The sequence below is a fragment of the Actinophytocola oryzae genome (assembly GCF_004364325.1).
Classification (GTDB): domain Bacteria; phylum Actinomycetota; class Actinomycetes; order Mycobacteriales; family Pseudonocardiaceae; genus Actinophytocola; species Actinophytocola oryzae.
The window spans coordinates 304,552-329,501 of sequence record NZ_SOCP01000010.1; the positions used below are offsets into that span (position 1 = coordinate 304,552).

The 24,950-nt window shown below is 69.1% G+C and carries 27 protein-coding genes; 17 read left to right on the plus strand and 10 right to left on the minus strand.

From position 1 onward, the window contains the following. Positions 1 to 35 precede the first annotated feature (35 nt). The 4 genes from sigE to tatB all read left to right on the plus strand — a co-directional run bounded on the left by sigE (position 36) and on the right by tatB (position 3,339). A complete protein-coding gene (gene sigE / locus CLV71_RS26915; RefSeq protein ID WP_133905718.1) occupies positions 36 to 683 on the plus strand; it encodes an RNA polymerase sigma factor SigE in 648 nt (215 codons plus the stop codon). Then, complete coding sequence (locus CLV71_RS26920; protein ID WP_243866725.1) at positions 680 to 1,276, plus strand: anti-sigma factor family protein; 597 nt, start codon at positions 680 to 682, stop codon at positions 1,274 to 1,276. The genes sigE and CLV71_RS26920 overlap by 4 nt, the downstream gene beginning before the upstream one ends. A gap of 83 nt (positions 1,277 to 1,359) precedes the next feature. Next, the gene (locus CLV71_RS26925; RefSeq protein WP_133905619.1) at positions 1,360 to 2,898 is read left to right on the plus strand and encodes a S1C family serine protease; all 1,539 of its coding nucleotides are present in this window, start codon (positions 1,360 to 1,362) and stop codon (positions 2,896 to 2,898) included. Positions 2,899 to 2,949: 51 nt separating this feature from the next. Beyond that, positions 2,950 to 3,339 carry a Sec-independent protein translocase protein TatB gene (gene tatB / locus CLV71_RS26930; RefSeq protein ID WP_133905620.1) on the plus strand — a complete coding sequence of 130 codons (390 nt, stop codon included), beginning with the start codon at positions 2,950 to 2,952 and terminating at the stop codon, positions 3,337 to 3,339. Positions 3,340 to 3,364: 25 nt separating this feature from the next. Here tatB and CLV71_RS26935 read toward each other — a convergent pair whose 3' ends face one another. After that, entirely contained in the window at positions 3,365 to 4,492 is a 1,128-nt protein-coding gene (locus CLV71_RS26935; protein ID WP_133905621.1) for an Mrp/NBP35 family ATP-binding protein, read from the minus strand. A 37-nt stretch (positions 4,493 to 4,529) separates the two neighbouring features. Between CLV71_RS26935 and CLV71_RS26940 the strand changes: the two genes are divergently transcribed. Beyond that, positions 4,530 to 4,982: a MarR family winged helix-turn-helix transcriptional regulator gene (locus CLV71_RS26940; protein WP_243866726.1), complete on the plus strand. Its 453-nt coding sequence runs from the start codon at positions 4,530 to 4,532 to the stop codon at positions 4,980 to 4,982. A 187-nt stretch (positions 4,983 to 5,169) separates the two neighbouring features. Here CLV71_RS26940 and CLV71_RS26950 read toward each other — a convergent pair whose 3' ends face one another. The 3 genes from CLV71_RS26950 to CLV71_RS26960 are packed head-to-tail and all read right to left on the minus strand — an operon-like array spanning position 5,170 to position 7,867. Beyond that, positions 5,170 to 5,709, minus strand: coding sequence for a DUF1003 domain-containing protein (locus CLV71_RS26950; protein ID WP_133905623.1), 540 nt, complete (start codon positions 5,707 to 5,709; stop codon positions 5,170 to 5,172). Continuing rightward, on the minus strand, positions 5,702 to 6,958 hold the full coding sequence (locus tag CLV71_RS26955; RefSeq protein ID WP_133905624.1) for a magnesium transporter MgtE N-terminal domain-containing protein: 1,257 nt from the start codon (positions 6,956 to 6,958) through the stop codon (positions 5,702 to 5,704). Before CLV71_RS26955 ends, CLV71_RS26950 begins: the two co-directional genes overlap by 8 nt. Before the next feature lie 57 nt (positions 6,959 to 7,015). Continuing rightward, entirely contained in the window at positions 7,016 to 7,867 is an 852-nt protein-coding gene (locus CLV71_RS26960; protein ID WP_133905625.1) for an aminoglycoside phosphotransferase family protein, read from the minus strand. A 90-nt stretch (positions 7,868 to 7,957) separates the two neighbouring features. Between CLV71_RS26960 and CLV71_RS26965 the strand changes: the two genes are divergently transcribed. The 11 genes from CLV71_RS26965 to CLV71_RS27015 all read left to right on the plus strand — a co-directional run bounded on the left by CLV71_RS26965 (position 7,958) and on the right by CLV71_RS27015 (position 18,846). Further along, entirely contained in the window at positions 7,958 to 9,016 is a 1,059-nt protein-coding gene (locus tag CLV71_RS26965; protein WP_133905626.1) for an HpcH/HpaI aldolase/citrate lyase family protein, read from the plus strand. After that, entirely contained in the window at positions 9,013 to 9,870 is an 858-nt protein-coding gene (locus tag CLV71_RS26970; protein ID WP_133905627.1) for an HpcH/HpaI aldolase/citrate lyase family protein, read from the plus strand. The genes CLV71_RS26965 and CLV71_RS26970 overlap by 4 nt, the downstream gene beginning before the upstream one ends. A gap of 48 nt (positions 9,871 to 9,918) precedes the next feature. Continuing rightward, positions 9,919 to 10,731 carry a slipin family protein gene (locus tag CLV71_RS26975; protein ID WP_133905628.1) on the plus strand — a complete coding sequence of 271 codons (813 nt, stop codon included), beginning with the start codon at positions 9,919 to 9,921 and terminating at the stop codon, positions 10,729 to 10,731. Positions 10,732 to 10,740: 9 nt separating this feature from the next. Further along, complete coding sequence (locus CLV71_RS26980; RefSeq protein WP_133905629.1) at positions 10,741 to 11,655, plus strand: hypothetical protein; 915 nt, start codon at positions 10,741 to 10,743, stop codon at positions 11,653 to 11,655. 134 nt (positions 11,656 to 11,789) lie between these two features. After that, complete coding sequence (locus CLV71_RS26985) at positions 11,790 to 11,969, plus strand: hypothetical protein (protein WP_133905630.1); 180 nt, start codon at positions 11,790 to 11,792, stop codon at positions 11,967 to 11,969. A gap of 112 nt (positions 11,970 to 12,081) precedes the next feature. Further along, positions 12,082 to 13,275 (plus strand): acyl-CoA dehydrogenase family protein, encoded by a 1,194-nt coding sequence (locus tag CLV71_RS26990; protein ID WP_133905631.1) that lies wholly within the window; start codon positions 12,082 to 12,084, stop codon positions 13,273 to 13,275. 514 nt (positions 13,276 to 13,789) lie between these two features. Next, a complete protein-coding gene (locus CLV71_RS26995) occupies positions 13,790 to 14,317 on the plus strand; it encodes a YflT domain-containing protein (protein ID WP_133905632.1) in 528 nt (175 codons plus the stop codon). A 165-nt stretch (positions 14,318 to 14,482) separates the two neighbouring features. Continuing rightward, positions 14,483 to 15,733, plus strand: coding sequence for an ABC transporter substrate-binding protein (locus tag CLV71_RS27000; protein WP_133905633.1), 1,251 nt, complete (start codon positions 14,483 to 14,485; stop codon positions 15,731 to 15,733). Positions 15,734 to 15,839: 106 nt separating this feature from the next. After that, entirely contained in the window at positions 15,840 to 16,778 is a 939-nt protein-coding gene (locus tag CLV71_RS27005) for a carbohydrate ABC transporter permease (RefSeq protein ID WP_133905634.1), read from the plus strand. After that, complete coding sequence (locus tag CLV71_RS27010; protein WP_133905635.1) at positions 16,778 to 17,659, plus strand: carbohydrate ABC transporter permease; 882 nt, start codon at positions 16,778 to 16,780, stop codon at positions 17,657 to 17,659. Before CLV71_RS27005 ends, CLV71_RS27010 begins: the two co-directional genes overlap by 1 nt. A gap of 5 nt (positions 17,660 to 17,664) precedes the next feature. Further along, positions 17,665 to 18,846: an ABC transporter ATP-binding protein gene (locus tag CLV71_RS27015; protein WP_133905636.1), complete on the plus strand. Its 1,182-nt coding sequence runs from the start codon at positions 17,665 to 17,667 to the stop codon at positions 18,844 to 18,846. 52 nt (positions 18,847 to 18,898) lie between these two features. Here CLV71_RS27015 and CLV71_RS27020 read toward each other — a convergent pair whose 3' ends face one another. Then, positions 18,899 to 19,765 carry an oxidoreductase gene (locus CLV71_RS27020; protein ID WP_208297771.1) on the minus strand — a complete coding sequence of 289 codons (867 nt, stop codon included), beginning with the start codon at positions 19,763 to 19,765 and terminating at the stop codon, positions 18,899 to 18,901. A gap of 78 nt (positions 19,766 to 19,843) precedes the next feature. Here CLV71_RS27020 and CLV71_RS27025 point away from each other — a divergent pair, with 78 nt between their 5' ends. Continuing rightward, complete coding sequence (locus tag CLV71_RS27025) at positions 19,844 to 20,377, plus strand: TetR/AcrR family transcriptional regulator (RefSeq protein WP_166664270.1); 534 nt, start codon at positions 19,844 to 19,846, stop codon at positions 20,375 to 20,377. Positions 20,378 to 21,133: 756 nt separating this feature from the next. Here the strand turns inward: CLV71_RS27025 and CLV71_RS47935 are convergent. The 5 genes from CLV71_RS47935 to CLV71_RS27050 form a co-directional block, all read right to left on the minus strand. Next, positions 21,134 to 22,039: a DMT family protein gene (locus CLV71_RS47935; protein WP_166664271.1), complete on the minus strand. Its 906-nt coding sequence runs from the start codon at positions 22,037 to 22,039 to the stop codon at positions 21,134 to 21,136. Further along, a complete protein-coding gene (locus CLV71_RS27035) occupies positions 22,036 to 22,791 on the minus strand; it encodes a DUF998 domain-containing protein (protein ID WP_133905640.1) in 756 nt (251 codons plus the stop codon). The genes CLV71_RS47935 and CLV71_RS27035 overlap by 4 nt, the downstream gene beginning before the upstream one ends. Before the next feature lie 80 nt (positions 22,792 to 22,871). Beyond that, positions 22,872 to 23,333: a peptidase inhibitor family I36 protein gene (locus CLV71_RS27040; protein ID WP_341771674.1), complete on the minus strand. Its 462-nt coding sequence runs from the start codon at positions 23,331 to 23,333 to the stop codon at positions 22,872 to 22,874. A 39-nt stretch (positions 23,334 to 23,372) separates the two neighbouring features. Then, positions 23,373 to 24,218 carry a ParB N-terminal domain-containing protein gene (locus tag CLV71_RS27045; protein ID WP_133905641.1) on the minus strand — a complete coding sequence of 282 codons (846 nt, stop codon included), beginning with the start codon at positions 24,216 to 24,218 and terminating at the stop codon, positions 23,373 to 23,375. Beyond that, on the minus strand, positions 24,215 to 24,853 hold the full coding sequence (locus tag CLV71_RS27050) for a metallophosphoesterase family protein (protein WP_133905642.1): 639 nt from the start codon (positions 24,851 to 24,853) through the stop codon (positions 24,215 to 24,217). The genes CLV71_RS27045 and CLV71_RS27050 overlap by 4 nt, the downstream gene beginning before the upstream one ends. Between the last annotated feature and the right edge of the window lie 97 nt (positions 24,854 to 24,950).

Below are 24,950 nucleotides of genomic sequence, written 5' to 3' on the forward strand. Positions count from 1 at the left end.
GACACTACGAGGCAGGTCGGGGGATGGGGAACACGATGAGCACGGCGAGCGTTGACGAAGCCAGTGGGTTTACCGACCCGGAAGAGGTGGCAGACCGCCCGATGTCCACGCAGACCGCCGACGCCGCACCCGTAGCAGCCCTCGACGACGCGTCCACCTGGACACCGCCGTCATGGGACGAGGTGGTGCGGGAGCACGCCGACCGTGTGTACCGCCTCGCCTACCGGCTGACCGGCAACGCGCACGACGCAGAGGACCTCACCCAGGAGACCTTCATCCGGGTGTTCCGGTCGCTGGCGAACTACAAGCCCGGCACCTTCGAGGGCTGGCTGCACCGCATCACCACGAACCTCTTCCTGGACATGGCGCGCCGCCGTTCGCGGCTGCGCATGGAGGGGCTCCCGGACGACACCGACCGGCTCGCCGGTGACGACCCGAGCCCCGAGCAGGTCTACGTCGAGACGCACTTGGACCCGGACCTGCAGGCCGCACTGGACGAGCTGCCCCCGGAGTTCCGCGCCGCGGTCGTGCTGTGTGACGTCGAAGGCCTTTCGTACGAGGAGATCGGCGCCACGCTCGGAGTGAAGTTGGGTACTGTGCGCAGCAGGATCCACCGGGGACGACAGGCACTGCGCGCGTCGCTCGAGCGGCGGCGGGAACTCGTACGGGAGGGTAGGTCGTGACCGACGAGCGCGGTTGGGGTCTGTCCGAACAGCATCTGCTCCCGGACGTGGTGGTGGCGTTCGTCGACGGCGAGCTCTCGCCGACGGCCCACGACCGGGCGTCCGCGCACCTGGCCAGATGCACGTTCTGTGCGGCAGAGATCAGGGCACAGCGGCAGGCGGCGTCGGCCGTCCAGTCCGGCAACGCGTTCACCGCGCCTGCCGGCCTGCTCGCGAGCCTGCGTGCCATCCCCGACGAGGTCGACATGCCGGACATGCCGGACGGCCTCGCCATGACCCAGGACGGCCAGCTGGTCGCCGTGCAGCGCCCCGACCGGGTGCCCGCGCTCGGCGGCACCGCGCCACTGGGCACCTCGACCAAGCTCGGTGAGGGCCGCGCGGTCCTCGGCCGCCGACCGGGTCGCCGCGCCGCACAGGGTGCAGGCGTCGTGGTGTCCGGGCTCGTGCTCGGTGCGCTGGCGGTCGTCGGGACGACCGGTGGCAGTGCCGACCAGGCGCCGCGCTCACCCGTGAACGGGGACCGGCCCTCGGTGGTCGGCGGCAGTATGCAGCAGGCCGGGTACGCGACACTGCGTACCACCAACGCGCGCTGATCGGCACGTGTGAAATCGGTGTGAAGTCCGTACCCCGTGAATAGAACGCTGACTTCACCGCTCCTACGGCACCCTTGGCGACGATGAACGAGCAGTGGAACTCCGAGCCGGGCACGCCGTCGAACGGCAGCGCCGTTCCCGGCGGCGACGACCGGCCCCGGCTCGGGCCACGCCCCCTGCACCGCCCCGACGTCGACCCGCAGACCGCCGCCGTGTTCGGCAGGCCGTCCGGGGTCGACGGGGCGTTCTCCCCCCAGACCGCGCAGCGACCCGCGCTCGGCGACCTGAAGACGGCGCCGCCCGCACCGGAGTCCCTCGCGTCGGCGTTCGGCAGGCCGGACGGCAGCCGGGAGATCCTGCAGCGCCCACCCGGTGACGAGTACGGGGTCAACGGCGTGGACCCGTGGGACCCGGCCGCGGCTCACGACCCGTGGCGCGACCCGTCCGCCGGTGCGGTGATCGGACCGCCCGCGGTGGGGCCGGACAGCGAGAGCACCGACGAGAAACCGGCGGCCAGGCCCGCCGGGCAGCTGCTGAGCCTGCCCGAGGTGCTGTTCGGCAGGCGGGTGAAGGTGTCCGCGCTGGTGATCCTCGGCGTGATCGCCCTGGTCATCGGGATCGGCGGCGGCATCGTCGCCTACCTCGTGGCCGACCGCAGCGACCAGCTCTATAGCGACGCGACGCTCGCCCAGGTCGAGCCCGCGAAGGAGCGGCCGGCGGGTTCGGTCGCCGACATCGCGCGGCGCGTGCGGCCCGCGGTCGTCACCATCGAGGTACGCACGGACCAGGGCGCGGGAGTCGGCTCGGGTGCCGTCATCGACAGCGGCGGCTACATCCTGACCAACGAGCACGTCGTGACCCTCGAGGGCTCCGCGTCCCAGGGGCAGAAGATCACCGTCGTGTTCAACGACGGCAAGCGCGCCGAGGCGAAGCTCGTCGGCACCGACCCGAAGATGGACCTCGCGGTCGTGAAGGTCGATGTCGACGTCAGCACCGTCATCCAGTTCGGCAAGTCCGCAGACCTGGCCGTAGGCGACACCGTGATCGCCATCGGCTCGCCGCTGGACCAGGCGGACACCGTGACGATGGGCATCGTCAGCGCGCTGAACCGGCCGGTCGTGCTCGGCGGCGAGGACGGCGAGCCGGCGGCCTACGACGCGATCCAGACCGACGCGGCGATCAACCAGGGCAACTCCGGTGGCGCGCTCGTCGACTCGACCGGAGCGCTGGTCGGCGTCAACTCCTCGATCATCTCCACCTCGTCCGAGGGCGGCAGCATCGGCCTCGGCTACGCCATCCCGATCGACGACGCTCGGCCGGTGGCCGAGGCGCTGATCAGGTCGGGGAAGGTGAACCACGCCGACATGGGCGTGAACGCGTCGTCGGTGTCCGCGGAGACGGCCGAGGGCGCGCGGATCCAGAACGTGCGCCAGGGCGGCGCCGCCGACAAGGCGGGGATCAAGCAGAACGACGTGATCCGCAAGGTCGGCGACCGCGTGATCGCGAACGCGGCGGAGCTGATCGTCGCGGTCCGGCACTACCAGATCGGTCAGACCGTGCCGGTCGTGCTGGCCAGGGACGGCAGTGAGCTCACGGTTCAGGTGACTTTGCAGTCCGATTGACGGGCTACGCTGGAAGGCGTCGCCGGGGCGGTGTTTGCGGAGGTTGGCGCAGTGTTCGAGAGCATCGGCTGGTCCGAGATCCTCGTGTTGGTCGTGGCGGGCCTGTTCATCCTCGGCCCGGAACGACTCCCGTCGGCGGCGGCGTGGCTCGGCCGCAACGTGCGCAAGGTACGCGAGTACGCGACCGGCGCCCGTGAGCAGCTCCGCAACGAGATGGGCGACGACTTCGACGAGCTGCGCAAGCCGCTGCAGGACCTGCAGCAGCTGCGTAACTTCGACCCCCGCCGCGCGGTGACCAGGCACCTGTTCGACGACATCGACGTGGCGGAGCCCAAGCCAAACGGCCACACCCCGCCCCCGGCGGCCCCACCCGTCCCGGCGCCCGAGGAGCCGAAGCCGACGGCGACGGGTGACGCGAAGTTCGACCCGGACGCCACCTGACGTCCGGGCTACGTCGCGCGTCCGGTCAGGCCGGGGAGACCGACAGCATGCGACCCGCGAGGCCGCGGGCCCGCGTCGACAGGTTCGTCGCGATGCGGGTCAGTTCCACCGCGGCGGGCGAGTCCGGGATCGACGTCACGATCGGCTCGCCGTCGTCGCCTGTCTTGACCACGCGCGGGTCGAGCGGGACCTGACCGAGCAGCGGCACGTTCGCGCCGATGGTCCTCGACAGCGAGTCCGCGACCGTCTGGCCGCCGCCCGAGCCGAACGGCTCCATGCGTGACCCGTCCGGCAGCTCCAGCCACGACATGTTCTCGATGACACCCGCGATGCGCTGGCGCGTCTGCATGGCGATGGCACCCGCCCGCTCGGCTACCTCGGCAGCCGCCTGCTGCGGCGTGGTCACGACCAGCAACTCGGCGTTGGGCAGCAGCTGGGCGACGGAGATCGCGATGTCGCCAGTGCCCGGGGGCAGGTCGAGGAGCAGGATGTCGAGGTCGCCCCAGAAGACGTCGGCCAGGAACTGCTGCAGCGCGCGGTGCAGCATCGGCCCGCGCCACACGACCGGGGTGTTGCCCGGCGTGAACATGGCGATGGAGATGACCTTCACGCCGTTGGCCGCAGGCGGGAGGATCATCTTCTCCACGCGGGTCGGCTTGCCGGTGGCACCGAGCATGCGGGGCACCGAGTGGCCATAGATGTCGGCGTCGACCACGCCCACCGACAGGCCACGGGCGGCCATCGCGACCGCGAGGTTGACCGTCAGGCTGGACTTGCCGACGCCGCCCTTGCCGGACGCGACGCAGTACACCCTGGTCATCGAGCCGGGCTCGGCGAACGGGATCCTGGGCTCTTCCGCGGTACCGCGCAGCTTCTGCCGCAGCTCGGTGCGCTGCTGGTCGGACATGACGTCCATCTCGACCGTCACGTGCCGGACGCCCTCGACCGCCGAGACGGCCGACGTCACGTCCTGGGTGATCTTGTCGCGCAGGGGGCAGCCGGAGACCGTCAGGAAGATCTCGACGTGCACGGTGCCGTTGTCACCGATGGACACGTTCTTGACCATGCCCAGGTCGGTGATCGGTTTGTGGATTTCCGGATCCTGCACGTTGGCCAGTGCCGCACGCACAGCCTCGACATCTGGTGTGGTCACCCCACCATGCTACGGGCACGTTCCGTACGATCGTCTCGTGCCTGAACCCGGGGTAACACGACTGCCGACGCCGACCGAGATCGAGGCGTGGCGGTCGTTCCTCCGCGCCCACGCGCGGCTCGTGCGTGTGCTGGAGACCGAGCTGGTCGCCGACCATCCGATCACCCTCGGCGCCTACGACGTGCTCGTCCAGCTGGCGGAGGCGCCGGGGCGCCGACTCCGCATGGCCGAGCTGGCCGACCTGGTGCTGCTGTCCCGCTCGGGCGTCACCCGTCTCGTGGACCGCCTGGAGGTGGCCGGGATGGTCACCCGTGAACGCTTCGACGGCGACGGCCGGGGCGTGGTGGCGGTCATCACGACGAAGGGCATCGACACCCTGCGTGCCGCGGCCAGGACCCACCTCGCGGGCGTCGTCCGCCACTTCGTCGACCACTTCGACCGCGAGGAGCTGGCCTCCTTCGGCGACCTGTGCAGCCGCCTGACGGACTGACGGCCCCAACGCACTGAAGGCGTCCTTCGGTGCGCCCAGCGTTACGAAGGGGCCCTTCGGTGCGCCCAGCGTTACGAAGGCGTCCTTCGGTGCGCCCAGCGTTACGAAGGCGTCCTTCGGTGCGCCCAGCGTTACGAAGGCGTCCTTCACTACGCCCAGCGTTAGGAAGGCGTCCTTCAGTGCGGGCCTAGTCGGCGTGGGTGTCGGCCCAGCGGTGGTCGTCGCGCACGGTCTCCGCTGACGGGCGGGGCTTGCGGGGCTTCTTTGGGTTGAGGTCGCCTCGGAGGCGGTCCAGCTCGCTGCGCAGGTAGTCGCGGGTCGCGACCTCGCCGACCGCCAGCCTCAGGGCCGCCAGCTCCCGCGCCAGGAACTCCGTGTCCTCCTTGGTGCGCGCCGCGCGGGCCCGGTCCTCCTCCAGCGCCACCCGGTCCCGGTTGTCCTGCCGGTTCTGCGCCAGCAGGATCAGCGGCGCCGCGTACGCCGCCTGCGTCGAGAACGCCAGGTTGAGCAGGATGAACGGGTACGGGTCCCAGCGGAACGACACCGCGACCAGGTTCAGCGTGATCCACACGACCACGAGCAGCGTCTGCCAGAACAGGAACTTGCCCGTCCCGAGGAACCTGGCGAGCCGCTCGGAGAGCCGCCCGAACGTCTCCGGGTCGATCGACAACCGGAAGCCGGGCCGTTTCGGCTGGTCGAGGCGGCGACGGGACATCAGGTCAGGCATCCGCTGGCTCCTCGCTGCCTGCGTCCCGCCACCCGGAGGGCAGCAGGTGGTCGAGCACGTCGTCGACGGTCACCGCGCCGAGCAGGTGGTCCGTCTCGTCCACCACCGGGCCGCACACCAGGTCGTACGCGGCGAAGTACCTCGTCACCTCGCCGAGCGACGCCGATGGCTGTAACCGCGCCAGCTCCGTGTCCAGTGCGCTCGCGACCAGCTCGCCCGGTGGCTCACGCAGCAGGCGCTGCAGGTGGACACAGCCGAGGTAACGGCCGGTCGGCGTCGCGGACGGCGGTCGGCACACGAACACCATGCTCGCCAGCGCCGGGGTGATGTCCGGGTTGCGGACCATCGCGAGCGCCTCGGCGATCGGCGCGTCCGGCATCAGCACGATCGGCTCCGGGGTCATCAACCCGCCCGCCGTGTCCGCCGAGTACGCCAGCAGCCTGCGCACCGGGTCGGACTCCTGCCGTTCCATCAGCGACAGCAGCCGCGTGCGGTCCAGCTCGGACAGCTCGCCGAGCAGGTCGGCCGCGTCGTCGGGGTCCATGGCCTCGAGGATGTCGGCCGCGCGTTCCTCGTCGAGGTGTGCGAGCAGCTCGCGCTGGTCGGCCTCGGGCATCTCCTCGAACACGTCCGCGACACGCTCGTCGTCGAGGCCGTCGATCACCTCGTAGCGGCGCTTGGCGGGCAGCTCCCGCAGCGCTGCGGCCACGTCGGCGGCCCGCATGCCCTCGAAGACACTGAGCAGGTGGGTCGTCTCCTGCGGCGCCGACGCAAGGTCCGTGACGCCGGGTGCCTCGATCTCCTCCCAGCGCCGCACCTGGATGGGGCCGCGCCTGCTGAGCCTGCCGCCCCGCTCGCGGATGGCGACCCGGCTCAGCACCCAGTCACGCGTCCTGGTCGGTTCCATCGCGGCGTCGACGAGCACGGCGTGGCGCCCGGTGTCGACGACCAGCGCCCGCGCGTCGAGCAGCTGGCCGACGACCAGCACCTCGTTGGGGCGTTGGTGGAAGCGCCGCAGGTTCACCGACCCGGTCGCGAGGGTGACCGCGTTCGCGTCGATCGAGGTGACCCGCAGCATCGGCACGAAGATCCGTCGCCGGGTCGTCAGCTCCACGACGGCGCCGAGCACTCGCGGTGGTGTGCGGTCTGTCCGCAACACGACCGCGACGTCCCGAATCCTGCCGATCGACTCGCCGTCGGGCCCGAACACCGGCAGGCCGACGAGCTGCGCGACGAACACCCTGCTCACGCTGGCAAGGCTAGCCGTCCCCGGCCGGGCCCACCCGGCGGTCAGCGGTGATCGGACTCAGGCCAGCTCGACGGCGATCCTGGCGCACCGGTCGGCGAGCCAGCTCCCCTCGCCCGCGAACAGCCAGTTGTCGACCACGCGGGTGAACGTCCACCGCCTGGCCAGGTCGTGGTCCAGCCCGGCGAGGTCGACCACCGTGGCGAGGCGGCCGCGGACCGAGGTCGCGTCGAAGCGGTTCCACAGCAGCGTCGTCAGCCCGTACTCACGGTCGCCGACGATCGGTTTCGGGTCGATCACCAGCCAGGGCTCGCGCTCGCCGCGCAGCACGTTCTGGAAGTGCAGGTCCTCGTTGACCAGGTGGTCTCCCGCCCTCGGACCCAGCTCACGGCAGTAGGCGACGGCCTGGGCGAGCAGCTCGTCCGGCACGAGGCCGGTCGCGTTCTCGACGGGGAGCTCGTGGACCCAGCGGGCGGCGACGTCGCGCATGTGCCGGACACCGGGTGGGCCCGGCCGGTCCAGCCTGCGGATCATGCCCGCGAGGACCGCCAGCGCCTCGTGGAGTGGCTCGCTCTCCAGCGTGACGGCCGGGTCGAGGCGTTCGAGGAGCAGCGCCCAGGCCTCGGGGTCGTGTGCCAGCAGGCGCACCGCGCCCGCACCGTCCCAGATGGACAGTGCGAGGGCCTCGTGCTCCGCCTCGTCGTGTGGCCAGGTGACCTTGAGCACGGCCGGTTCCCCGCCGGCCCGGCGGACGGGGAGCACGATGGCGCAGGCGCCGTGCATGGCCGGCCCGTCGACGGTCAGGTCCCAGGCTGCCAGGCACGACGCGGTGAGTGCCGGCAGCCGGGCGAGCCAGTCCGCGCCGTCCTCGCCGAACCCCTCGCTGAAGCTTTCTGGCACGGTCAAGGACACGATGACAGGGTGGCGTAGCCGACACGTGTACGGCGAGCGAGTTTCCGAGGCCCTAAAGTTACCGGCAGGTAGCGCCAAGGGAGGCTCGTAGTGAGGTCACCGAAGGACTTCTTCCAACCGCTGGCCGTCGGCGCGCCCGAGCCGCTGCGGCAGATCCCCTTCCGCCCCTCCCGGATGATCCACTTCTTCGATCCGGGCAACGAGAAGATGGCGGCCAAGGTCCCCGGCATGGTCGGCACCGCGGATGTCCTGTGCGGCAACCTGGAGGACGCCATCGCCGCCGACCGCAAGGAGGTCGCCCGGGCCGGCCTGGTGCGCATCGCCCGCGAGGTCGACTTCGGCGACACGCAGCTCTGGACGCGCGTCAACAGCCTCGACTCCCCGTGGGTGCTCGACGACCTGCTGACGCTGGTCACCGAGGTCGGTGACAGGCTCGACGTGATCATGGTGCCGAAGGTCGAGGGCCCGGAGGACATCCACTACGTCGACCGGCTGCTCGCCCAGCTCGAGGCGCGTGCCGGCCTGCGGCGTCCGCTCCTCGTGCACGCCCTCCTGGAGACGGCGAGCGGCGTGGCCCAGGTCGAGGAGATCGCGTTGGCGAGCCCACGCATGCAGGGCATCTCGCTGGGTCCTGCCGACCTGGCCGCGAGCCGTCGGATGAAGACGACCCGTGTCGGCGGCGGGCATCCCGGCTACCTGGTGAGGACCGACCCGACCGGCGAGAGCCTGACCGAGGGCCGGACGACCTACCAGCAGGACCTGTGGCACTACACGGTGGCACGCATGGTCGATGCGTGTGTGCGGGCCGGAATCCTGCCGTACTACGGGCCTTTCGGCGACATCCGCGACACGGTGGCGTGCGAGGACCAGTTCCGCAACGCCTACCTGCTGGGATGCGTCGGCGCGTGGAGCCTGCACCCGGCGCAGATCGCCATAGCCCGCAAGGTGTTCTCCCCGGACGCGGCCGAGGTGGCCTGGGCGCGGCGCGTGATCGCCGCGATGGGCGACGGGACCGGCGCGGTCATGCTCGACGGCAAGATGCAGGACGACGCGACGGTCAAGCAGTGCCAGGTGGTCGTGGCGCTGGCCGACGACCTGGCGGCGCGCGACCCCGAACTCGCCGCCGCGTACAAGGAGGCAGGCGAATGAGGCCGCGCCGTTCCGTGCTCTACATGCCCGGCGCGAACGAACGCGCCCTGGAGAAGGCCAAGACGCTCCCCGCCGACGCGCTGATCCTCGACCTCGAGGACGCCGTCGCCCCGGACGCGAAGGTGGCGGCCAGGGAACGGGTGTGCGCCGCGGTCGGCTCGTACGGCGACCGCGAGGTGACCATCCGCGTGAACGGCGCCGGAACCCCCTGGCACGCCGACGACCTGCGGGCGGTGGGTGCGGCGGGCCCGTCGGCCGTGGTGGTCCCCAAGGTGAACTCGGCGGCCGAGGTCCACGCGATAGAGAAGGCGCTGTCACACGCCCCGGACCACACCGGCATCTGGGCGATGATCGAGACCCCGGTGGCGGTGCTGGACTGCGTGTCGATCGCGTCGGCCTCGGAGCGACTGACGGTACTGGTGCTCGGCACGAACGACCTGGCGAAGGAGCTGACGGCGGCGCAGGTCCCCGGCCGGGCGCCGTTGCTGGGGCCGCTGTCGATGTGTGTGCTGGCAGCCAGGGCGACGGGTCGGGTGATCCTCGACGGCGTGTACAACGACGTCCGGGACGCGGACGGGTTCGCCCAGGAGTGCCGTCAGGCCAGGGACTTCGGCTTCGACGGCAAGACGCTCGTCCACCCGAGCCAGGTGGCACCGTGCAACGAGATCTTCGCCCCGTCGCCGGAGGAGGTCGAACACGCCCACCGGGTGATCGCCGCCTTCGAGGAGGCGAGCGCGGCAGGCCGCGGTGTGGCCACAGTGGACGGTCGCATGATCGAGAACCTCCACGTCGCCGACGCGAGGCGAACCCTGGCCATGGCGGAGGCGGTCGGCGACACCACACCCGAGCGGTGAGCCGGGCGTAGCATCGGCCGTGAGGGGTACTGGCCGCGGGAGGCGCCAATGGTTGCCTACATCATCCTGCTGATCCTCGTGGTGGTCGTGATCGGTGCGTCGTCCAGCATTCGGGTGGTCAAGCAGTACGAACAAGGGCTGGTCTTCCGGTTCGGCAGGGTCCAGCCGAGCGTGCGCTCGCCGGGGCTGGCGATGCTGATGCCCGTCGCGGACCGGCTGCAGAAGGTCAACATGCAGATCGTGACCATGCCGGTCCCCGCGCAGGACGGGATCACCCGCGACAACGTCACGGTGCGGGTCGACGCGGTCGTGTACTTCAAGGTGGTCGACCCGGTCGCCGCAGTCGTCAAGGTGGAGGACTACCGGTTCGCCATCGGGCAGGTCGCGCAGACCTCACTGCGTTCGATCATCGGCAAGAGCGACCTCGACGACCTGCTCGCCAACCGCGAGCGGCTCAACCAGGGCCTCGAGATGATGATCGACAACCCCGCACTCGAGTGGGGCGTGCACATCGACCGCGTGGAGATCAAGGACGTCGCGCTGCCCGAGTCGATGAAGCGGTCGATGTCGCGGCAGGCGGAGGCCGAACGGGAACGTCGCGCGCGGGTCATCTCCGCGGACGGCGAGTTCCAGGCGTCGCAGAAGCTTTCCGAGGCCGCGCGGGTCATGAGCGACACCCCCGCGGCACTCCAGCTGCGTCTGCTCGAGACGGTCGTGCAGGTCGCCTCCGAGAAGAACTCCACGCTCGTGCTGCCGTTCCCCGTCGAGCTGCTGCGGTTTCTCGAGCGCAGCACCAACTCCGTGCTGCCACAGAAGTCCGAGGAGGACACTGCCGGAGACCGGGAGAAGCCCGCCGAATAGGGTTGCCCGGTGGGGCTGTTCAACCGAAGCCATAAACCGGACGAACCGGCTGACGAGACCCTGCCGGAGCTCACCGTCAGTGCCGCACAGCGCCTGCGTGACCTCGTCCGGGGCAGCATGGCCGTCGCGGGGTACGAGGTCACCGTCTACGCGGGACACGTCGAGGACGCCGACGGCCGCCAGTTCGGGCTCGGCAGCCTCGCGCGCCGCCTCGGCGATCCCCGCGTGCCCGCCAAGAAGTGGCCGTCCATCGTCGACGACCACATCAGACGCCTCCTCGCGAGCCTCGACGGGCCGGACGAGTTCGACGTCCCCACCGACGACCTGTTGCAGCGCACGTACCTGCGCCTGTACGAGGCCGGCACGCTGCCGGACGGCGACTGGTGGTCCTACGGCCGCGAGGCGCTGCCGGGAGTGCTCGAACTGCTCGCGCTGGACCTGCCCGACTCGGTCGCCACGTTCAACGACGAACAGGTAGCCAAGCACGGCCTGATGCGGCTGCGGAAGGCGGGCCTCGCCAACTTGCGCCGCGAGGAGGCCGACGAGCGCGCGACCTACGACGGCGTCGAGGTCCTCGTCGGGTCGATGTTCATGGCGTCGACCGTGCTGGTGCTGCGTGACGTCGTGCTGCGCACGACCGGAGAGGCCCACCTGCCCAACGGGGTGCTCGTCGCGGTGCCCTTCCGCCACCAGCTGCTGTACCACGTGCCGCGTGACGCCCAGGTCGTCGAGGCGCTGAACGCGATGGCAGGCAACGCGGTCGCGGGTTACGACATGGAGGTCGGGCCGATCAGCCCGCACGTGTACTGGTGGCACGACGGGTACTTCCAGCAAATAACCCGACGTGATCACGAGGGCCGGATCGAGGTGCGCGTCGAGGGTGGGTTCGGCGAAGTGTTCACCCGGTTGTTTCCCCAGTCGTGATGTGACCACGCTCGGTCATCTTCATTACCCAGCAGCTCGCCGACGTCACGGATTGTCGAAGGTTGCGGTGATATAACGCACAGATAACGAAGAATACTTGGCACCCAGCGGGTGGTCCGGGTGAGCTGTCCGGCATGGGTAAGCATCGACTTGGCAGGGACGACGCGAGAGGGCCGCGCCTGTTCGGCCGCTCCCGCCGTGACGACCTCTTCGAGCGCAGCTTTCGTTCGTGCCGCCAGTGCGGCGCGGACGTGTACGTCCTCGCTGACGACTGCCGCGACTGCGGCTCGAGGTTCGAGTACAGCGTCGGCTGAGCCGACGGCGACTTCGTCCAGTGGCCCTGCGCACAACCTTCGCGCGAACGAGCGTTAACCGGTGGATACTGGCCGGTAACTAGCTCGGTTGCCGTCCGGAGGGAGCACGCAGATGGCGCGCCTCGCGCAGACCGCTGGCCTGACCGATGTCCAGCAGGAAATCCTCGCCACGGTCCGCGACTTCGTGGACAAGGAGATCATTCCGCACGCGCAGGCGCTCGAGCACGCCGACGAGTATCCGCAGGACATCGTCGACGGGATGAGGGAAATGGGGCTGTTCGGCCTCACGATTCCCGAGGAGTACGGCGGTCTCGGCGAGTCGCTGCTCACGTACGCGTTGGTGGTGGAACAGATCGCGCGGGGCTGGATGAGTGTGTCCGGTGTGATCAACACGCATTTCATCGTGGCGCACATGGTCCGCCAGCACGGCACCGACGAGCAGAAGCAGAGCCTGCTGCCCCGGATGGCGACCGGTGAGGTGCGCGGCTCCTTCTCCATGTCGGAACCGGACCTGGGCTCGGACGTGGCGGCGATCAAGACCCGCGCCAGGCGCGACGGCGAGGACTATGTCGTCAACGGCGCGAAGATGTGGCTGACCAACGGCGGCAGCTCGAACCTCATCGCGCTGCTGGTGAGGACCGACGAGGACGCGGAGAAGCCACACGAGAACCTGACGGCGTTCCTGGTGGAGAAGCCGTCCGGTTTCGGCGAGGTGGCACCGGGCCTGACCATTCCCGGGAAAATCGACAAAATGGGGTACAAGGGCGTCGACACCACCGAGGCCGTGTTCTCCGACTACCGGGTGCCCGGTTCGGCGGTGCTGGGTGGAGCGTCGGGCCGCGGGTTCGCGCAGATGATGGACGGCGTGGAGGTCGGCCGCGTCAACGTGGCCGCCCGCGCGTGCGGGATCGCGATCCGCGCGTTCGAGCTGGCCGTGGACTACGCACAGCAGCGCAGCACCTTCGGCAAGCCCATCGCACAACACCAGGCGATCGCGTTCAAGCTGGCGGAGATGGCCACCAAGGTCGAGGCGGCGCACCTGATGATGGTGAACGCGGCCCGCCTGAAGGACTCCGGCGCACGCAACGACGTCGAGGCGGGCATGGCGAAGCTGCTGGCGTCCGAGTACTGCGCCGAGGTGACGCAGGAGAGCTTCCGCATCCACGGCGGCTACGGCTACTCCAAGGAGTACGAGATCGAACGCCTGATGCGCGAGGCCCCGTTCCTGCTGATCGGCGAGGGCACGAGCGAGATCCAGAAGACCATCATCAGCCGCGGCCTGCTGCGCGAGTACAGGACCCGCTGAGCTGTCCACAGCCGTACCGGTTATCCACAGGCAAGATCGACAACCCCCTCCCCGTCACCCCCACCCGGTAAACTGGCGTGGCGGGGTGCCCCCGGGATCGGGTGGGGGCTGGCGTGAGACCACTTGATGCTGTGGGAAGCAGTTTCGGGCCTCGATCGGGGCGTCCGCACGGCTGTTGGGTTCGACCACCTCCATGCCGGCCCTGGCCGATGCGGTTTGACCTGCGGTGGCCGTTCAACTGATCGGGTCCGAACCTGCTGGGATCGGGTGAGGGTCCGGCGTGGCGAACGGGCGGTCAAGATCCCGTGCGCGCTGGTCAGGGGGCCGCACTCCCCGCGGTTCGCCTGCCGTGTGCGGAGGCGCGGGGTCCTGGTGCGTGACTCGGTGACCTGCGGGAACTACTGTGCCGGAGTCCTGAGTGTCGGGAACCGCATGTGGGCTGGTGGTGTCGGGTTAGCACCGTTCGCCCTGTGTTGGCAGGATGGGGTCAACTGCTGAACAGAGGTGAGCAACGGTGACCGGTGCGTTCTCCGGCTCGGCACGGGGAGGACAGGCGCTCCCCAAGGTGCCGACGCCGCCAACTGGCTGGCCGATCGGGTCCTACAACACCTACCAGGAGGCCCATCGCGCGGTCGAGTACCTGGCCGGCAACGAGTTCCCGGTCCAGGAGGTCACGATCGTCGGGGTTGACCTGATGCTGGTGGAGCGGGTCATCGGCCGACTCTCCTGGCCCAAGGTGCTCGGCACCGGTGCGCTGTCCGGGGCCTGGTTCGGCCTGTTCGTTGGGCTGCTCCTCGGCCTGTTCAGCTCCCAGACGATGTCGTTCGCGCCCATCCTCGTCGGGTTGGTCGCCGGGGTGATCTTCGGGCTCGTGTTCGCCGCGGTCGGGTACGCGACCACGCGCAGTGCGGGCCGCGAGATCGCGTCGTCGAGTCAACTGGTCGCGGGCCGCTACGACGTGCTCGCCCAGCCCCGCAACGCGGAGAAGGGGCGCGACCTCCTCGCCAAGCTGGCGATGCGGCCGTCGACGGTGATCGAGTAATTCGTCACGCACGGTCGATGTGTTACACACGTTGACCGTATCGTTGCCCGTCTGGCTTGCGGCCCGTGATCATCGGGCCTAGGTTCAGTGAACCGTGACACACGCGTCCCCCGGCACGTCGAGGTGCCAGCCTCCCGTGCGGGCGGGAAGGGAGGCAGGGTTCACATGCGATGGCGGATGCTCGCTGTCAGCGGAGTCGCGCTGGCGGTGGCGCCCTTGGTCGCCGCCTGCGGCTCGGACGGCGGTACGGAGATCAACGTCTACTACGCGCCGGAGGAACATTTCCAGTCGGTCATCGACCAGTGCAACCAGAAGGCGAACGGGCGCTACGAGATCGTCTACCGCAAGCTGCCCCGCGACGCCGACGGCCAACGCGAGCAGATGGTCCGCAGGCTCGCGGCCGGTGACACCGATCTGGACGTGCTCGGTCTCGACGTGACCTGGGTGCCCGAGTTCGCCGAGGCCAAGTGGCTCGAGGAGTGGACGGGCTCGAACAGGTCGCAGGCCGAGGACGACGTGCTCGAGGGGCCGCTCAAGACGGCCATGTGGAACGACAAGCTCTACGCCGCGACGAAGAACACCAACGTCCAGCTGCTCTGGTACGACTCGACGGTGACGCCGACCCCGCCGGAGACGTGGCAGGAGATCATCGACGAGGCGAAGCGGCTCAAGGACCAGGGCAAGCCCTACCAGGTCGTCTTCACCGGCGCGCAGTACGAGGGCCTCGTCGTCTTCTACAACACGCTGGTCGCCTCCTACGGCGGCCACATCCTGTCCGACGACGGCAAGAAGGTCGTCATGGACTCCGGCGCCGTGGACGCGTTGAAGCTGCTGAAGGAGATCACGAGCCAGGGCATCACCGACCCTTCGCTCACCAACTTCCAGGAGCAGCAGACGCAGCAGGCGTTCGAGGTCGAGGGCAGCAAGGCGGCGTTCGAGCTCAACTGGCCGTACGTGTACGCGGCCATGCAGACCGGGAACCCCGACCGCGCCAAGAACTTCAAGTGGGCGCACTACCCGGGCATCGACGGTCCAGGCAAGGTCACCGTCGGCGGTTACAACCTCGCGGTGAGCGCGTACTCGCAGCACAAGCCGGAGGCGTTCGAGGCCGCGTTGTGCCTGCGCAGCAAGGAGAACCAGCGGTACTCGGCGATCAACGACGGGGTGCCGCCGACGATCCAGTCGGTGTACGACAAGGGTGACGCGGACTTCGTCAAGGCCTACCCCATGTGGCAGACGATTCTCGACGAGCTGCAGGACGCATCGGTGCGGCCGTTGACCGTGGTGTACCAGAACCTGTCGACGATCACGGCGAAGATCCTGTCGCCGCCGCAGGACATCGATCCGTCGTCCACAGCGGACGAACTACGTGACCAACTGCAGAAGGCCCTGGACTCCAAGGGGGTGCTGCCATGAGCGGAGCGAATCATCGATATTCAGGCCGTCACCGAGACCGCGAAGGGCGCCGGTGTAGCGGAGCCTGCGGAGCGTTCCGGCGCGCCGTAGCGGGGGAGGGGACGGCATGAGCCAGACGGTTGAGGCGCCGGCCGCGGTGCCGGCCAGGAAAGGCAAGCCGGCGCTGTCCGAAGGGAAGAAGGCCGAACGCAGACTCGGGTTACTGCTGTGCGCGCCCGCCGCGATCGTGATGATCGCGGTCACGGGCTGGCCGATCATCTACTCGATCTGGCTTTCCCTGCAGCGGTACGACCTGCGCTTCCCCGACCAGCGCCAGTTCGTCGGCCTGGACAACTACATCGCCGTGCTGTCGGACGGCTACTGGTGGACCGCGTTCGGTGTGACCGCGGGGATCACCATCGTGTCGGTGGTGATCGAGCTGGTGCTCGGCATGGTGCTGGCGCTGGTCATGCACCGCACGCTCGTCGGCCGCGGCCTGGTCCGCACGGTTTCCCTGATCCCGTACGGCATCGTGACCGTGGTGGCGGCGTTCTCGTGGTTCTACGCGTGGAACACCGACACCGGCTGGCTGACCGCGTTGTTCAACGCCGACGCACCGCTGACCAACCGGTTCGCGTCGCTCGCGATCATCGTCCTCGCCGAGGTGTGGAAGACCACGCCGTTCATGGCGCTGCTGCTGATGGCGGGTCTCGCGCTGGTGCCGGACGACCTGCTGAAGGCCGCGTCGATGGACGGCGCGACCGCTTGGCAGCGGTTCACCAAGGTGATGGTCCCGGTGATGAAGCCGGCGATCCTCGTGGCGCTGCTGTTCCGCACGCTCGACGCGTTCCGCATCTTCGACAACATCTTCGTGCTCACCAAGGGCGCCAACGACACGTCGTCGGTGTCCATGCAGACGTACAACAACCTGATCAAGGGGTTGAACCTCGGCATCGGGTCGACCATGTCCGTGCTGATCTTCATCGCGGTGGCCATCATCGCGTTCATCTTCATCAAGCTGTTCGGCGCCTCGGCGCCTGGAAACGACCCGGGAGGCAAGCGCTGATGACCGACGTCGCCGTTCCCGCGGCCACCACCGCGCAAGCGAAGTCCTCCGGTCCCACGATCGGTGGCCGCAAGCTCCGCTGGACCATCGTGGACATCGTGGTGGTGGTCTACGCACTGGTCCCGGTGCTGTGGACGCTTTCCCTGTCCTTCAAGACGCCGGAGGCACAGACCGACAAGTACTTCTGGCCGACGGCGTGGACCTTCCAGAACTACAAGGACATCTTCTCGACCAGCGAGTTCCTCCGGGCACTGATCAACTCGATCGGCATCGCGATCATCGCGACGCTGATCGCGGTGGTGCTCGGCACGATGGCCGCCTACGCCATCGCGCGCCTGGACTTCCCTGGCAAGCAGGTCCTGGTCGGCGTGTCCCTGCTGATCGCGATGTTCCCGCAGGTCTCGCTCGTCTCGCCGCTGTTCGAGATGGAGCGCAACCTCGGGCTGTTCGACACGTGGCCGGGCCTGATCCTGCCGTACATCACCTTCGCGCTGCCGCTGGCGATCTACACGCTGTCGGCGTTCTTCCGGGAGATCCCGTGGGAGCTGGAGAAGGCGGCGAAGATGGACGGCGCGACACCGGCGCAGGCGTTCCGGCGGGTCATCGCCCCGCTGGCCGCGCCAGGGGTGTTCACCACCGCGATCCTGGTGTTCATCTTCTGCTGGAACGACTTCCTGTTCGCCATCTCGCTGACGTCCACCGAGGCGTCGCGAACCGTGCCTGCGGCGCTGTCGTTCTTCACGGGTGCCTCCCAGTTCGAGGCCCCGGTCGGGACGATCTCCGCGGCAGCCGTGGTGATCACCATCCCGATCATTCTCTTCGTGTTGTTCTTCCAGCGCCGCATCGTCGCGGGGCTTACGTCGGGTGCCGTGAAGGGCTGAGGTAAATGGCAGAGATCGTCCTTGACAAGGTGAGCAAGCGGTACCCGGACGGTGCCCTTGCCGTGTCCGAAGTGGACATAAAGATCGCGGATGGCGAGTTCATCATCCTCGTCGGCCCGTCCGGCTGCGGAAAGTCGACGATGCTGAACATGATCGCCGGCCTGGAGGACATCTCCGCGGGCGAGCTGCGCATCGACGGCGTGCGCGTGAACGAGAAGGCGCCGAAGGACCGGGACATCGCGATGGTGTTCCAGTCCTACGCGCTGTACCCGCACATGAGCGTCCGCGAGAACATGGCGTTCCCGCTGCGGCTGGCGAAGGTGGACGACGCGACGGTGAAGCAGAAGGTCGAGGAGGCGGCGAAGATCCTCGACCTGACACAGCACCTCGACCGCAAGCCCGCCAACCTCTCCGGTGGCCAGCGCCAGCGTGTCGCCATGGGTCGTGCGATCGTCCGCAGCCCCAAGGCGTTCCTGATGGACGAGCCACTGTCCAACCTGGACGCGAAGCTCCGCGTGCAGATGCGCACCTCGGTGTCCAAACTGCAGAAGCAGCTGGCGACGACGACGGTGTACGTGACGCACGACCAGACGGAGGCCATGACGCTCGGCGACCGGGTGGTCGTGCTCCGCGGCGGGATGGTGCAGCAGATCGGTTCGCCGCAGCTGCTGTACGACAACCCGGCGAACCTGTTCGTGGCGGGCTTCATCGGCTCCCCGGCCATGAACTTCCTGCCGGGCACGCTGGAGAACGGCCAACTGTCGACGGGCCTTGGTCAGGTCGCGCTGTCCGACCGCATCCGTCGGATGGCGGAGTCGGCCAACGCCCCGCGCGAGGTGATCGCGGGCATCCGCCCGGAACACTTCGAGGACGCGGGCGTCATCGACGAGACGACGCTGGCGAGCGGCAGCACGTTCACCGCGACCGTCGACGTCCTGGAGTCCATGGGTTCCGACAAGTTCGCCTACTTCACGGTCGAGGGAGAGGCCGCGACGTCGGCGGAACTGGAGGAGCTGGCCGCCGACGCGGGTGCCACCGACGTGCCGGAAAGCGGCTCGCAACTGGTGACCCGCCTGTCCGCGGCGTCGAGTGCCCACGAGGGCAACTCGCTGGAGGTCTGGTTCGACGCGGACAAGATCCAGCTCTTCGACCCGTCGAACGGCAAGAACCTGACGTACGCGGAGTGATTTCGCCGAGGGTGCCCCGTCCCGGCGGGCGGGGCACCCCTGGCGTCCGCGATCAGAACCGAACCCCGGTGAGGCGCTCGGAAAGAGTCCAGAGCCGGTCCTGCGCGTCGACGTCGTGGGCCCGAGCCGAGGCGGCCACGACGGTGGGATACCCACGGATCTCGAGGAGCCCGTCCGGCCCGAAGTAGTCGCCGGCACGCGCGGCCGGATCGGTGGCCGCGCGAAGGGTGGGCAGGGCGCCCATGGCCGGTGTGCGGCCGAGAGCCCGCGCAGCCGCGAGGTTCAGCCCCCGGAACCAGCCAGGCGACGACCGGAAGATCGAAGTCGTGGCGCCCCCAGGATGCGCTGCCATCGCAACAGCTCGGCCGTCGGCCCGCCGGTTGAGGCCGAACGTGAAGAGAAGGTTGGCGAGCTTGGCCCGCGCGTAGGCGTTGCGCGGCGACTCCCAGTCACGTGCCCGCCCGAACCGGTGTCCGATGCTGCTGACGGTCACGATCCGCCCGTGGATGCGGTCCAGAAGCAACCCCGTGAGGGCGAAATGCCCGAGATGGTTGATCCCGAACTGCGCTTCGAACCCGTCGGCGGTGGTGCCCTGGAGGTTGGTCACTCCCGCGTTGTTGACAAGCAGGTCCAGCTGGGGAAACCGTTTCCGCACCTCGGCTGCCGCCGCCCGAACGGACGCCAACGAGGCGAGATCCAGCCTGACCGCCACCGGTTCCGGCGCGGAGGTGGTGGTGCTGTTCGTCTCGGCCATGCGGCCGACCGCGGCCCGAGCCTTGGCGTCGTCGCGGCAGGCGAGCACAACGGTGGCGCCGCGCGCCGCCAGTGCCCGAGCCGTCTCGAAGCCGATGCCGGTGTTCGCTCCGGTCACCAGCGCGACCCGGCCGGTCTGGTCAGGGATGTCCGCCTCGGTCCACACGCAGGCCTCCAGTAAAGTGAATTAGTGGTTCAGGTTATATCATGAACCCGATGTTCACCTTCGCGACAAGGGATGGCCATGAGAGCTGACGCGATCCGAAACCGCGCGGCGATAGTCGCGGCGGCGAGGGAGATGATCGTGGCCGGCGGGGCGGACGCCGGGATGGACGACATCGCCGCACGGGCGGGTGTCGCCGTTGGCACCCTCTACCGGCACTTCCCGACGAAAGGAGACCTGGTCGGCGCGATCATGGCCGAGCTGGGCGGGGAGATCAGCGCGATGCTCGACGCAGCCATCTCGCGTGTGGAAAGTGGGGCGGTCACCGCGCACGAGGAGATAGCCGGCCTGCTGCGACGGATAGTCGTCGACATGGCCGCCGACCGAGTGCTGCGCGACGCGGCAGGCACCCTGCCGCCCGGCGTGGAGCACCACGCGGCGGAGGTCCTCGCCCGTTTGGTGGCTGGCGCCCGAGCCGAGGGCGCGCTGCGACCCGACGTAACGGCGGAGGACCTGACGTTGTTGCTGGCCACCGCCCCCGACGAGACCGTGGCCGAGGCCGCCCGCGCGCGATGGGTGACCCTCGCACTGCGGGCGTTGTCGGCGCCTGAGTGAGCCGTTCCGTGCTCAAGCGGGCGTGGGCACGTCGCGACGTCGCGACCCGGCCTGGCGATTTCGCGGCTCCCCGGTGGAACGTTTCACCCGTACAGGTGAGTCCGTCGATGGCGCCGAACGAGCGAGCCAGTCTCGACAGGAGCTGTCCGCCCCGCCTCGGCATTCTGACGGCGGTTCCGCCACAACCGCGGCAATACCGAACCGGACGACGTGGTGAACATCATGGCACCGCGTGGCTCGACATGATCGAGGTAAACGGCCACTCGGCCGTCTACCTCGCCGTGGTGCCGTGGTGCCGCGATGCGGTTGGTGGTGGTGCGGTGGTTTGGTTGGTGCGTCACCGATGGTGTGCTCCTTGCCCGTTGGTCATCTCTCGCGGCCCGGTGGCGCTGGCCGCGCGGTGGTGCCGGTGCTGCTGAGCGGCCAGGAGCGGTGGTGTCAGAGGCATTGCGAACCACGTTCAGGCAGCGACCTCGGCGATCGTGGTCGGCGGGGCAGGCGGGCTCGGCGAGGCGACCATGCTGCGGCTCCACGCCGCGGCTACGGCGTGGTGGTTGGTGCGTTCTCGATGGTGTGGTTGGTGCGTCCTTGGCTCGGTGGCTCGGTGGCTCGGTGGCTCGGTGGTTCGGTGGCTCGGTGGTTCGGTGGCTCGGCGGTTCGGCGGTTCGGCCGTGTGGTGGCGTGGTGGTGCCGTGGGGCGTGGCGCGTGGTGTTTGAGGGTTTGGTGTGCTGGTGGGTGGAGGTTCCTGTTGGCGGTTAGTGGTGTGGGGTGGTGCGGAAGAGGTGGTGTTCTGCTGCGTGGGGGGTTGCTCGGGACGTTGCTTCTGGGTGGTGGCGGGCCAGCAGGAGCACGCCCGTGATGGCTACTGCTGCGCCGGCTGCCAGGCCCAGGCCGGTCCAGCCGCCTGCTTCTGTTGTCTCGTCCAGTAGGGAGATCGCGAAGGCTGTGGCTGCCAGGGGGCTCAGCACTGTTTGGCAGCCCACCACTATGTCTGGTGGGCCGCTTGCGTAGGCCAGCTGTATGAACCACGACCCTATGGCGAAGGTTGCTACCAGGGCGGTTATCGATAGTGGGGCGACGCCGCCCGGGCCTTCGGTTTGGAAGGTGTACGTCACGTCTCTCACCAGGATCGATACCAGGCCGTAGGCGCAGCCTGCGCCTGTTGCCAGCAGGACGCAGCGGGTCAGGCCGTGGGACAGAGCGCCTGCCACGCCGAGCAGGGTGACTGCGCCGGCCGTCAGTTGGCAGGCCAGCAGTACGGCCGAGCTTGGGAAGTGCACTGCCGTTGCGTGGCTCGAGGCCAGTGCTACGAACAGTGCCACGCCCAGGGTGCTTGCTCCTGTCGCGACTATGGCCGTTTTGTCCAGGTGTTCGCCCGACGATCTTGCGTTCAGCACGGCCACCGCGGGCAGTGCCAGCACGACTATCGGGGCCACGATCGTTACCGGGGCCAGTGCCAGCGCCAGGATCTGCAGCACCGCGCACGCGAACAGCACCGCGAACCCGAGCAGCCACGAGCGGTTGTGCACCAACGCCGTCGCGGCGCGTAGGCGTAGGGCGGTGTCCTTCGTGGCCGAGCGGACGCCCTTGTGCTGTAGGTGCGCCCCGACCGCGCTGCAACACGCGCCGAGCACGGCGAACACGATGGCGAGTGCGATCATCCGGTGGCCTCGGCTCTCGCTGGCTCCTGACGACGCCCACGAGCCGCGCTGACCGTGACTCGCAACAGGTGGACCGCGAGCGCCATCAACATCAGCATCTCAAGTCCGAACAGCGCGCGCTGTACGAGCCCGGAGACGCCCCGTCCATCCAGGATGCCCGGAATCGCCAGACCTGGGAAGATGTCCGGCAGCCTCGTGGCCAGGTACGCCGCGGCCAGCCCCATCGCCGCCATGGCCATCCGCCGCACCACCCGCCCGACCAGCGACCACCGCACGTCCGCCACGAGCCGCCTCGCGAGCGCCAGGCCTGCCAGTGGCAGGCTGACGAACAGCGAGGCCCCCGCGACCTGGTGGATCAGCCCGGACACGCTGGTGATCGACTTGCTGTTGTCGGTCGGGAAGATCGCGCACAGCGTGAGGCTCGTGCACCACACGCCGAAGAACACCCCGGCACGCACGCCCAGCCGGACACCGGCGGCGTGCAGGCCGAGCAGTGTCGTGAGGGTGCCGCCCGCCATGACGATCACCGCGGTGGCGAACTCCGTGCGTCCGTCGCCGTAGAAGACGTAGTAGCTGACGGCGCGGGAGAACGGGTCCACCTCCGCCCGGTAGTGGAGGTTCAGGTACGTCATCGCCGCGAGGGACCGCACCATCGCGACGATGGACACCACGGAGAGGATGGCGGTCAGGACGAGGAAGCCGCCCAGCGATGGGCCCCGTCGGGCCCCTGGCGTCGCCGGGTCGCCATACATCGCCCCCACCCCCTGCGTGGATCAACGCACGTACGTGCCTCCACCTTTCAGCATCGGGGCTGAGACGGGCCTCAGTCGCGTCAGTTGTCCCAGATTTGCAACCCCCTCACGACATAAGGGGCTTCCGGGACGAACGTGCCGCCGCCGGGATACGTGTCGAACTCACCTTCGGTCGAACAGTCCCTTCCCTGGTAGACGGTGACGGGTCGCTTCGTCCGGTTGGCGAACGAGCGTGCGTCGAATCCCTCCGGTAGTGGGGCGCATTCGCCGGGATTGGTGTTCTCCAACGCTGCGCGGAACACCTCGCCCTCGTAGGACTCGGCGGGCCAGACGCAGAACTCGCCGCGTTCACACGGTTGTGGGTCGGCCGTCGCCGTGGCGGTGGCGACGAGCAGCCAGGCGGTGATGACGACCGGGATGGCGAGAATTTTCATTTCTGTGGACTCCCCTCGATGGGCGTCGCGGAATTGCGGCGCGATATCGATCCTGGTGGAGGGGGTGCGAATGGCAAAAAAAGTTGTCCACAGGGCGGGGTTGTCCACAGACGGGGTCGGTGGGGTTGACAAAGGCCGAAGAACGGGTCAGCGGCGTTTGTTGTTCTGGACCGCCGTGATTACCTCGTCGTCCCAGCGATGGGTCCTGATCAGGCGGTAGCGTTCGCAGGCCACCCACATGTAGGCCTGCGCCTCGGTCTGGGTCTCGATCATCCCGGCCTGCCGCAGCATGCGGACCACCGGCACGAACTCCTCCTCGTACCAGCGCCGGCCCACCGTCGCGCGGTCGAGGTAGCGGCCCTCGTCCTGCATCAGGCGGAAGCCCCACGCCTCGACCGCCTCCGCCAGCTCCGCGTAGTCCCACGGGTCCGTCAGGTTCACGGCTTTGCGCGCCTCGTCCGTCAGCGGTACCCGGTCGAGAAAGATTCGGCGGTAGTCCTTGACCAGCAGGTCGCCGCGATAGCGGATGCCGCTGGGGGAAAGGCGGGTGACGACTTCCGTCGCATAGGCGTCGATCGTCTTGAGCCCCAACGCGTGGGCCACCGACACGCGGTGGTGCCCGTCCACCACGAAATGCATGTCGCCGACCCGGTACACGTCGATCGGCGGGATCGACTCGCCCCTGCGCTGGGCCAGCGCCAGGCGTTGCCAGCGTTCGCGGACCTGCCCGGACGTCGGCCGGAAGCGGCGGTCGAACTCCCTCGACCGGTCCACGCTGCCGACGATCGAGTCCAGGGTGATCACCTGCAGGCCGAGGCGTCGCTCGCCGAGACGACCCAGCGCGGCCACCACCTCGTCGAACGGCAGCATGATGTTGACGTCGTCGGGCGCCCGCCGCAGCCACGCGGCAAGACGGGACAGGACCTGCCTGCGGCGGGCCCTCAGGAAGTCGTTCTCCGCGTCGGCTACCGGGAAGCCGGTGTCTCGGTTCATGGCATGTCCAGGATGCGGTATCCGACCGTGTTCAGCACCCTCGTTCTCCCCAGCACACGGTCCGGCACCGGCTGTCCGTGCGGGTGGATGTGGCCGTGCACGAGGACAGCGGGCTCCAGCTGGTCGACGACCGTGTGCAGGCACTCGAAACCCCGGTGCGGCGGGTCCTCGCGGTCGCCTGCGTTCCTGGGCGGCGAGTGGGTCAGCAGCACGTCCACGGGCCGGTGGCGCGCGGCGCGGACCAGGCGGGACGCGCGGCGGGCCTGCTGGCGCTCCGTCCACTGGTTCGGGCCGTCGTTGTAGCGGATCGACCCGCCGAGGCCGGCGATCCGCAGACCTGCGGCCTCCACGACCAGCCCGTCGGCGTTCATCGCGCCCGCCGGTCCCGGGTACCGCGCCGGGAAACCGGAGTGCAGCCACATGCCGCGCCGAGGGCTGTACCCCGTGAGGTCCGCGTCGTGGTTGCCCGGCACGAACACCAGCGGCCGGTCCAGCGCCGACGCCAGGAAGTCCAGGTAGTCGAACGGCAGGTCGCCGGCGGCGAGCACGAGGTCGACGTCGCCGTGACGCTCCGGCAGCCGGTCCGTCCACAGCGACTCGACGACCTCGTCCGAGACGGTCAGGACTCGTGGCACGTCATCGAGCCTACGGCGGACGTCTGATCAGGCTAGTGCCGTCGCCGCTCACGACCCATTACAGTCAGGTACGTAGGTCGGGGCCAACGGGAGCGGG

Coding starts and splice junctions, on each gene's coding strand:
- sigE (WP_133905718.1), top strand. CDS start 36: ATGAGCACGGCGAGCGTTGACGAAGCCAGTGGGTTTACCGACCCGGAA.
- CLV71_RS26925 (WP_133905619.1), top strand. CDS start 1,360: ATGAACGAGCAGTGGAACTCCGAGCCGGGCACGCCGTCGAACGGCAGC.
- CLV71_RS26950 (WP_133905623.1), bottom strand. CDS start 5,709: ATGCCTGACCTGATGTCCCGTCGCCGCCTCGACCAGCCGAAACGGCCC.
- CLV71_RS26970 (WP_133905627.1), top strand. CDS start 9,013: ATGAGGCCGCGCCGTTCCGTGCTCTACATGCCCGGCGCGAACGAACGC.
- CLV71_RS26975 (WP_133905628.1), top strand. CDS start 9,919: ATGGTTGCCTACATCATCCTGCTGATCCTCGTGGTGGTCGTGATCGGT.
- CLV71_RS26985 (WP_133905630.1), top strand. CDS start 11,790: ATGGGTAAGCATCGACTTGGCAGGGACGACGCGAGAGGGCCGCGCCTG.
- CLV71_RS26990 (WP_133905631.1), top strand. CDS start 12,082: ATGGCGCGCCTCGCGCAGACCGCTGGCCTGACCGATGTCCAGCAGGAA.
- CLV71_RS27000 (WP_133905633.1), top strand. CDS start 14,483: ATGCGATGGCGGATGCTCGCTGTCAGCGGAGTCGCGCTGGCGGTGGCG.
- CLV71_RS27005 (WP_133905634.1), top strand. CDS start 15,840: ATGAGCCAGACGGTTGAGGCGCCGGCCGCGGTGCCGGCCAGGAAAGGC.
- CLV71_RS27010 (WP_133905635.1), top strand. CDS start 16,778: ATGACCGACGTCGCCGTTCCCGCGGCCACCACCGCGCAAGCGAAGTCC.
- CLV71_RS27015 (WP_133905636.1), top strand. CDS start 17,665: ATGGCAGAGATCGTCCTTGACAAGGTGAGCAAGCGGTACCCGGACGGT.
- CLV71_RS27025 (WP_166664270.1), top strand. CDS start 19,844: ATGAGAGCTGACGCGATCCGAAACCGCGCGGCGATAGTCGCGGCGGCG.
- CLV71_RS47935 (WP_166664271.1), bottom strand. CDS start 22,039: ATGATCGCACTCGCCATCGTGTTCGCCGTGCTCGGCGCGTGTTGCAGC.
- CLV71_RS27035 (WP_133905640.1), bottom strand. CDS start 22,791: ATGTATGGCGACCCGGCGACGCCAGGGGCCCGACGGGGCCCATCGCTG.
- CLV71_RS27045 (WP_133905641.1), bottom strand. CDS start 24,218: ATGAACCGAGACACCGGCTTCCCGGTAGCCGACGCGGAGAACGACTTC.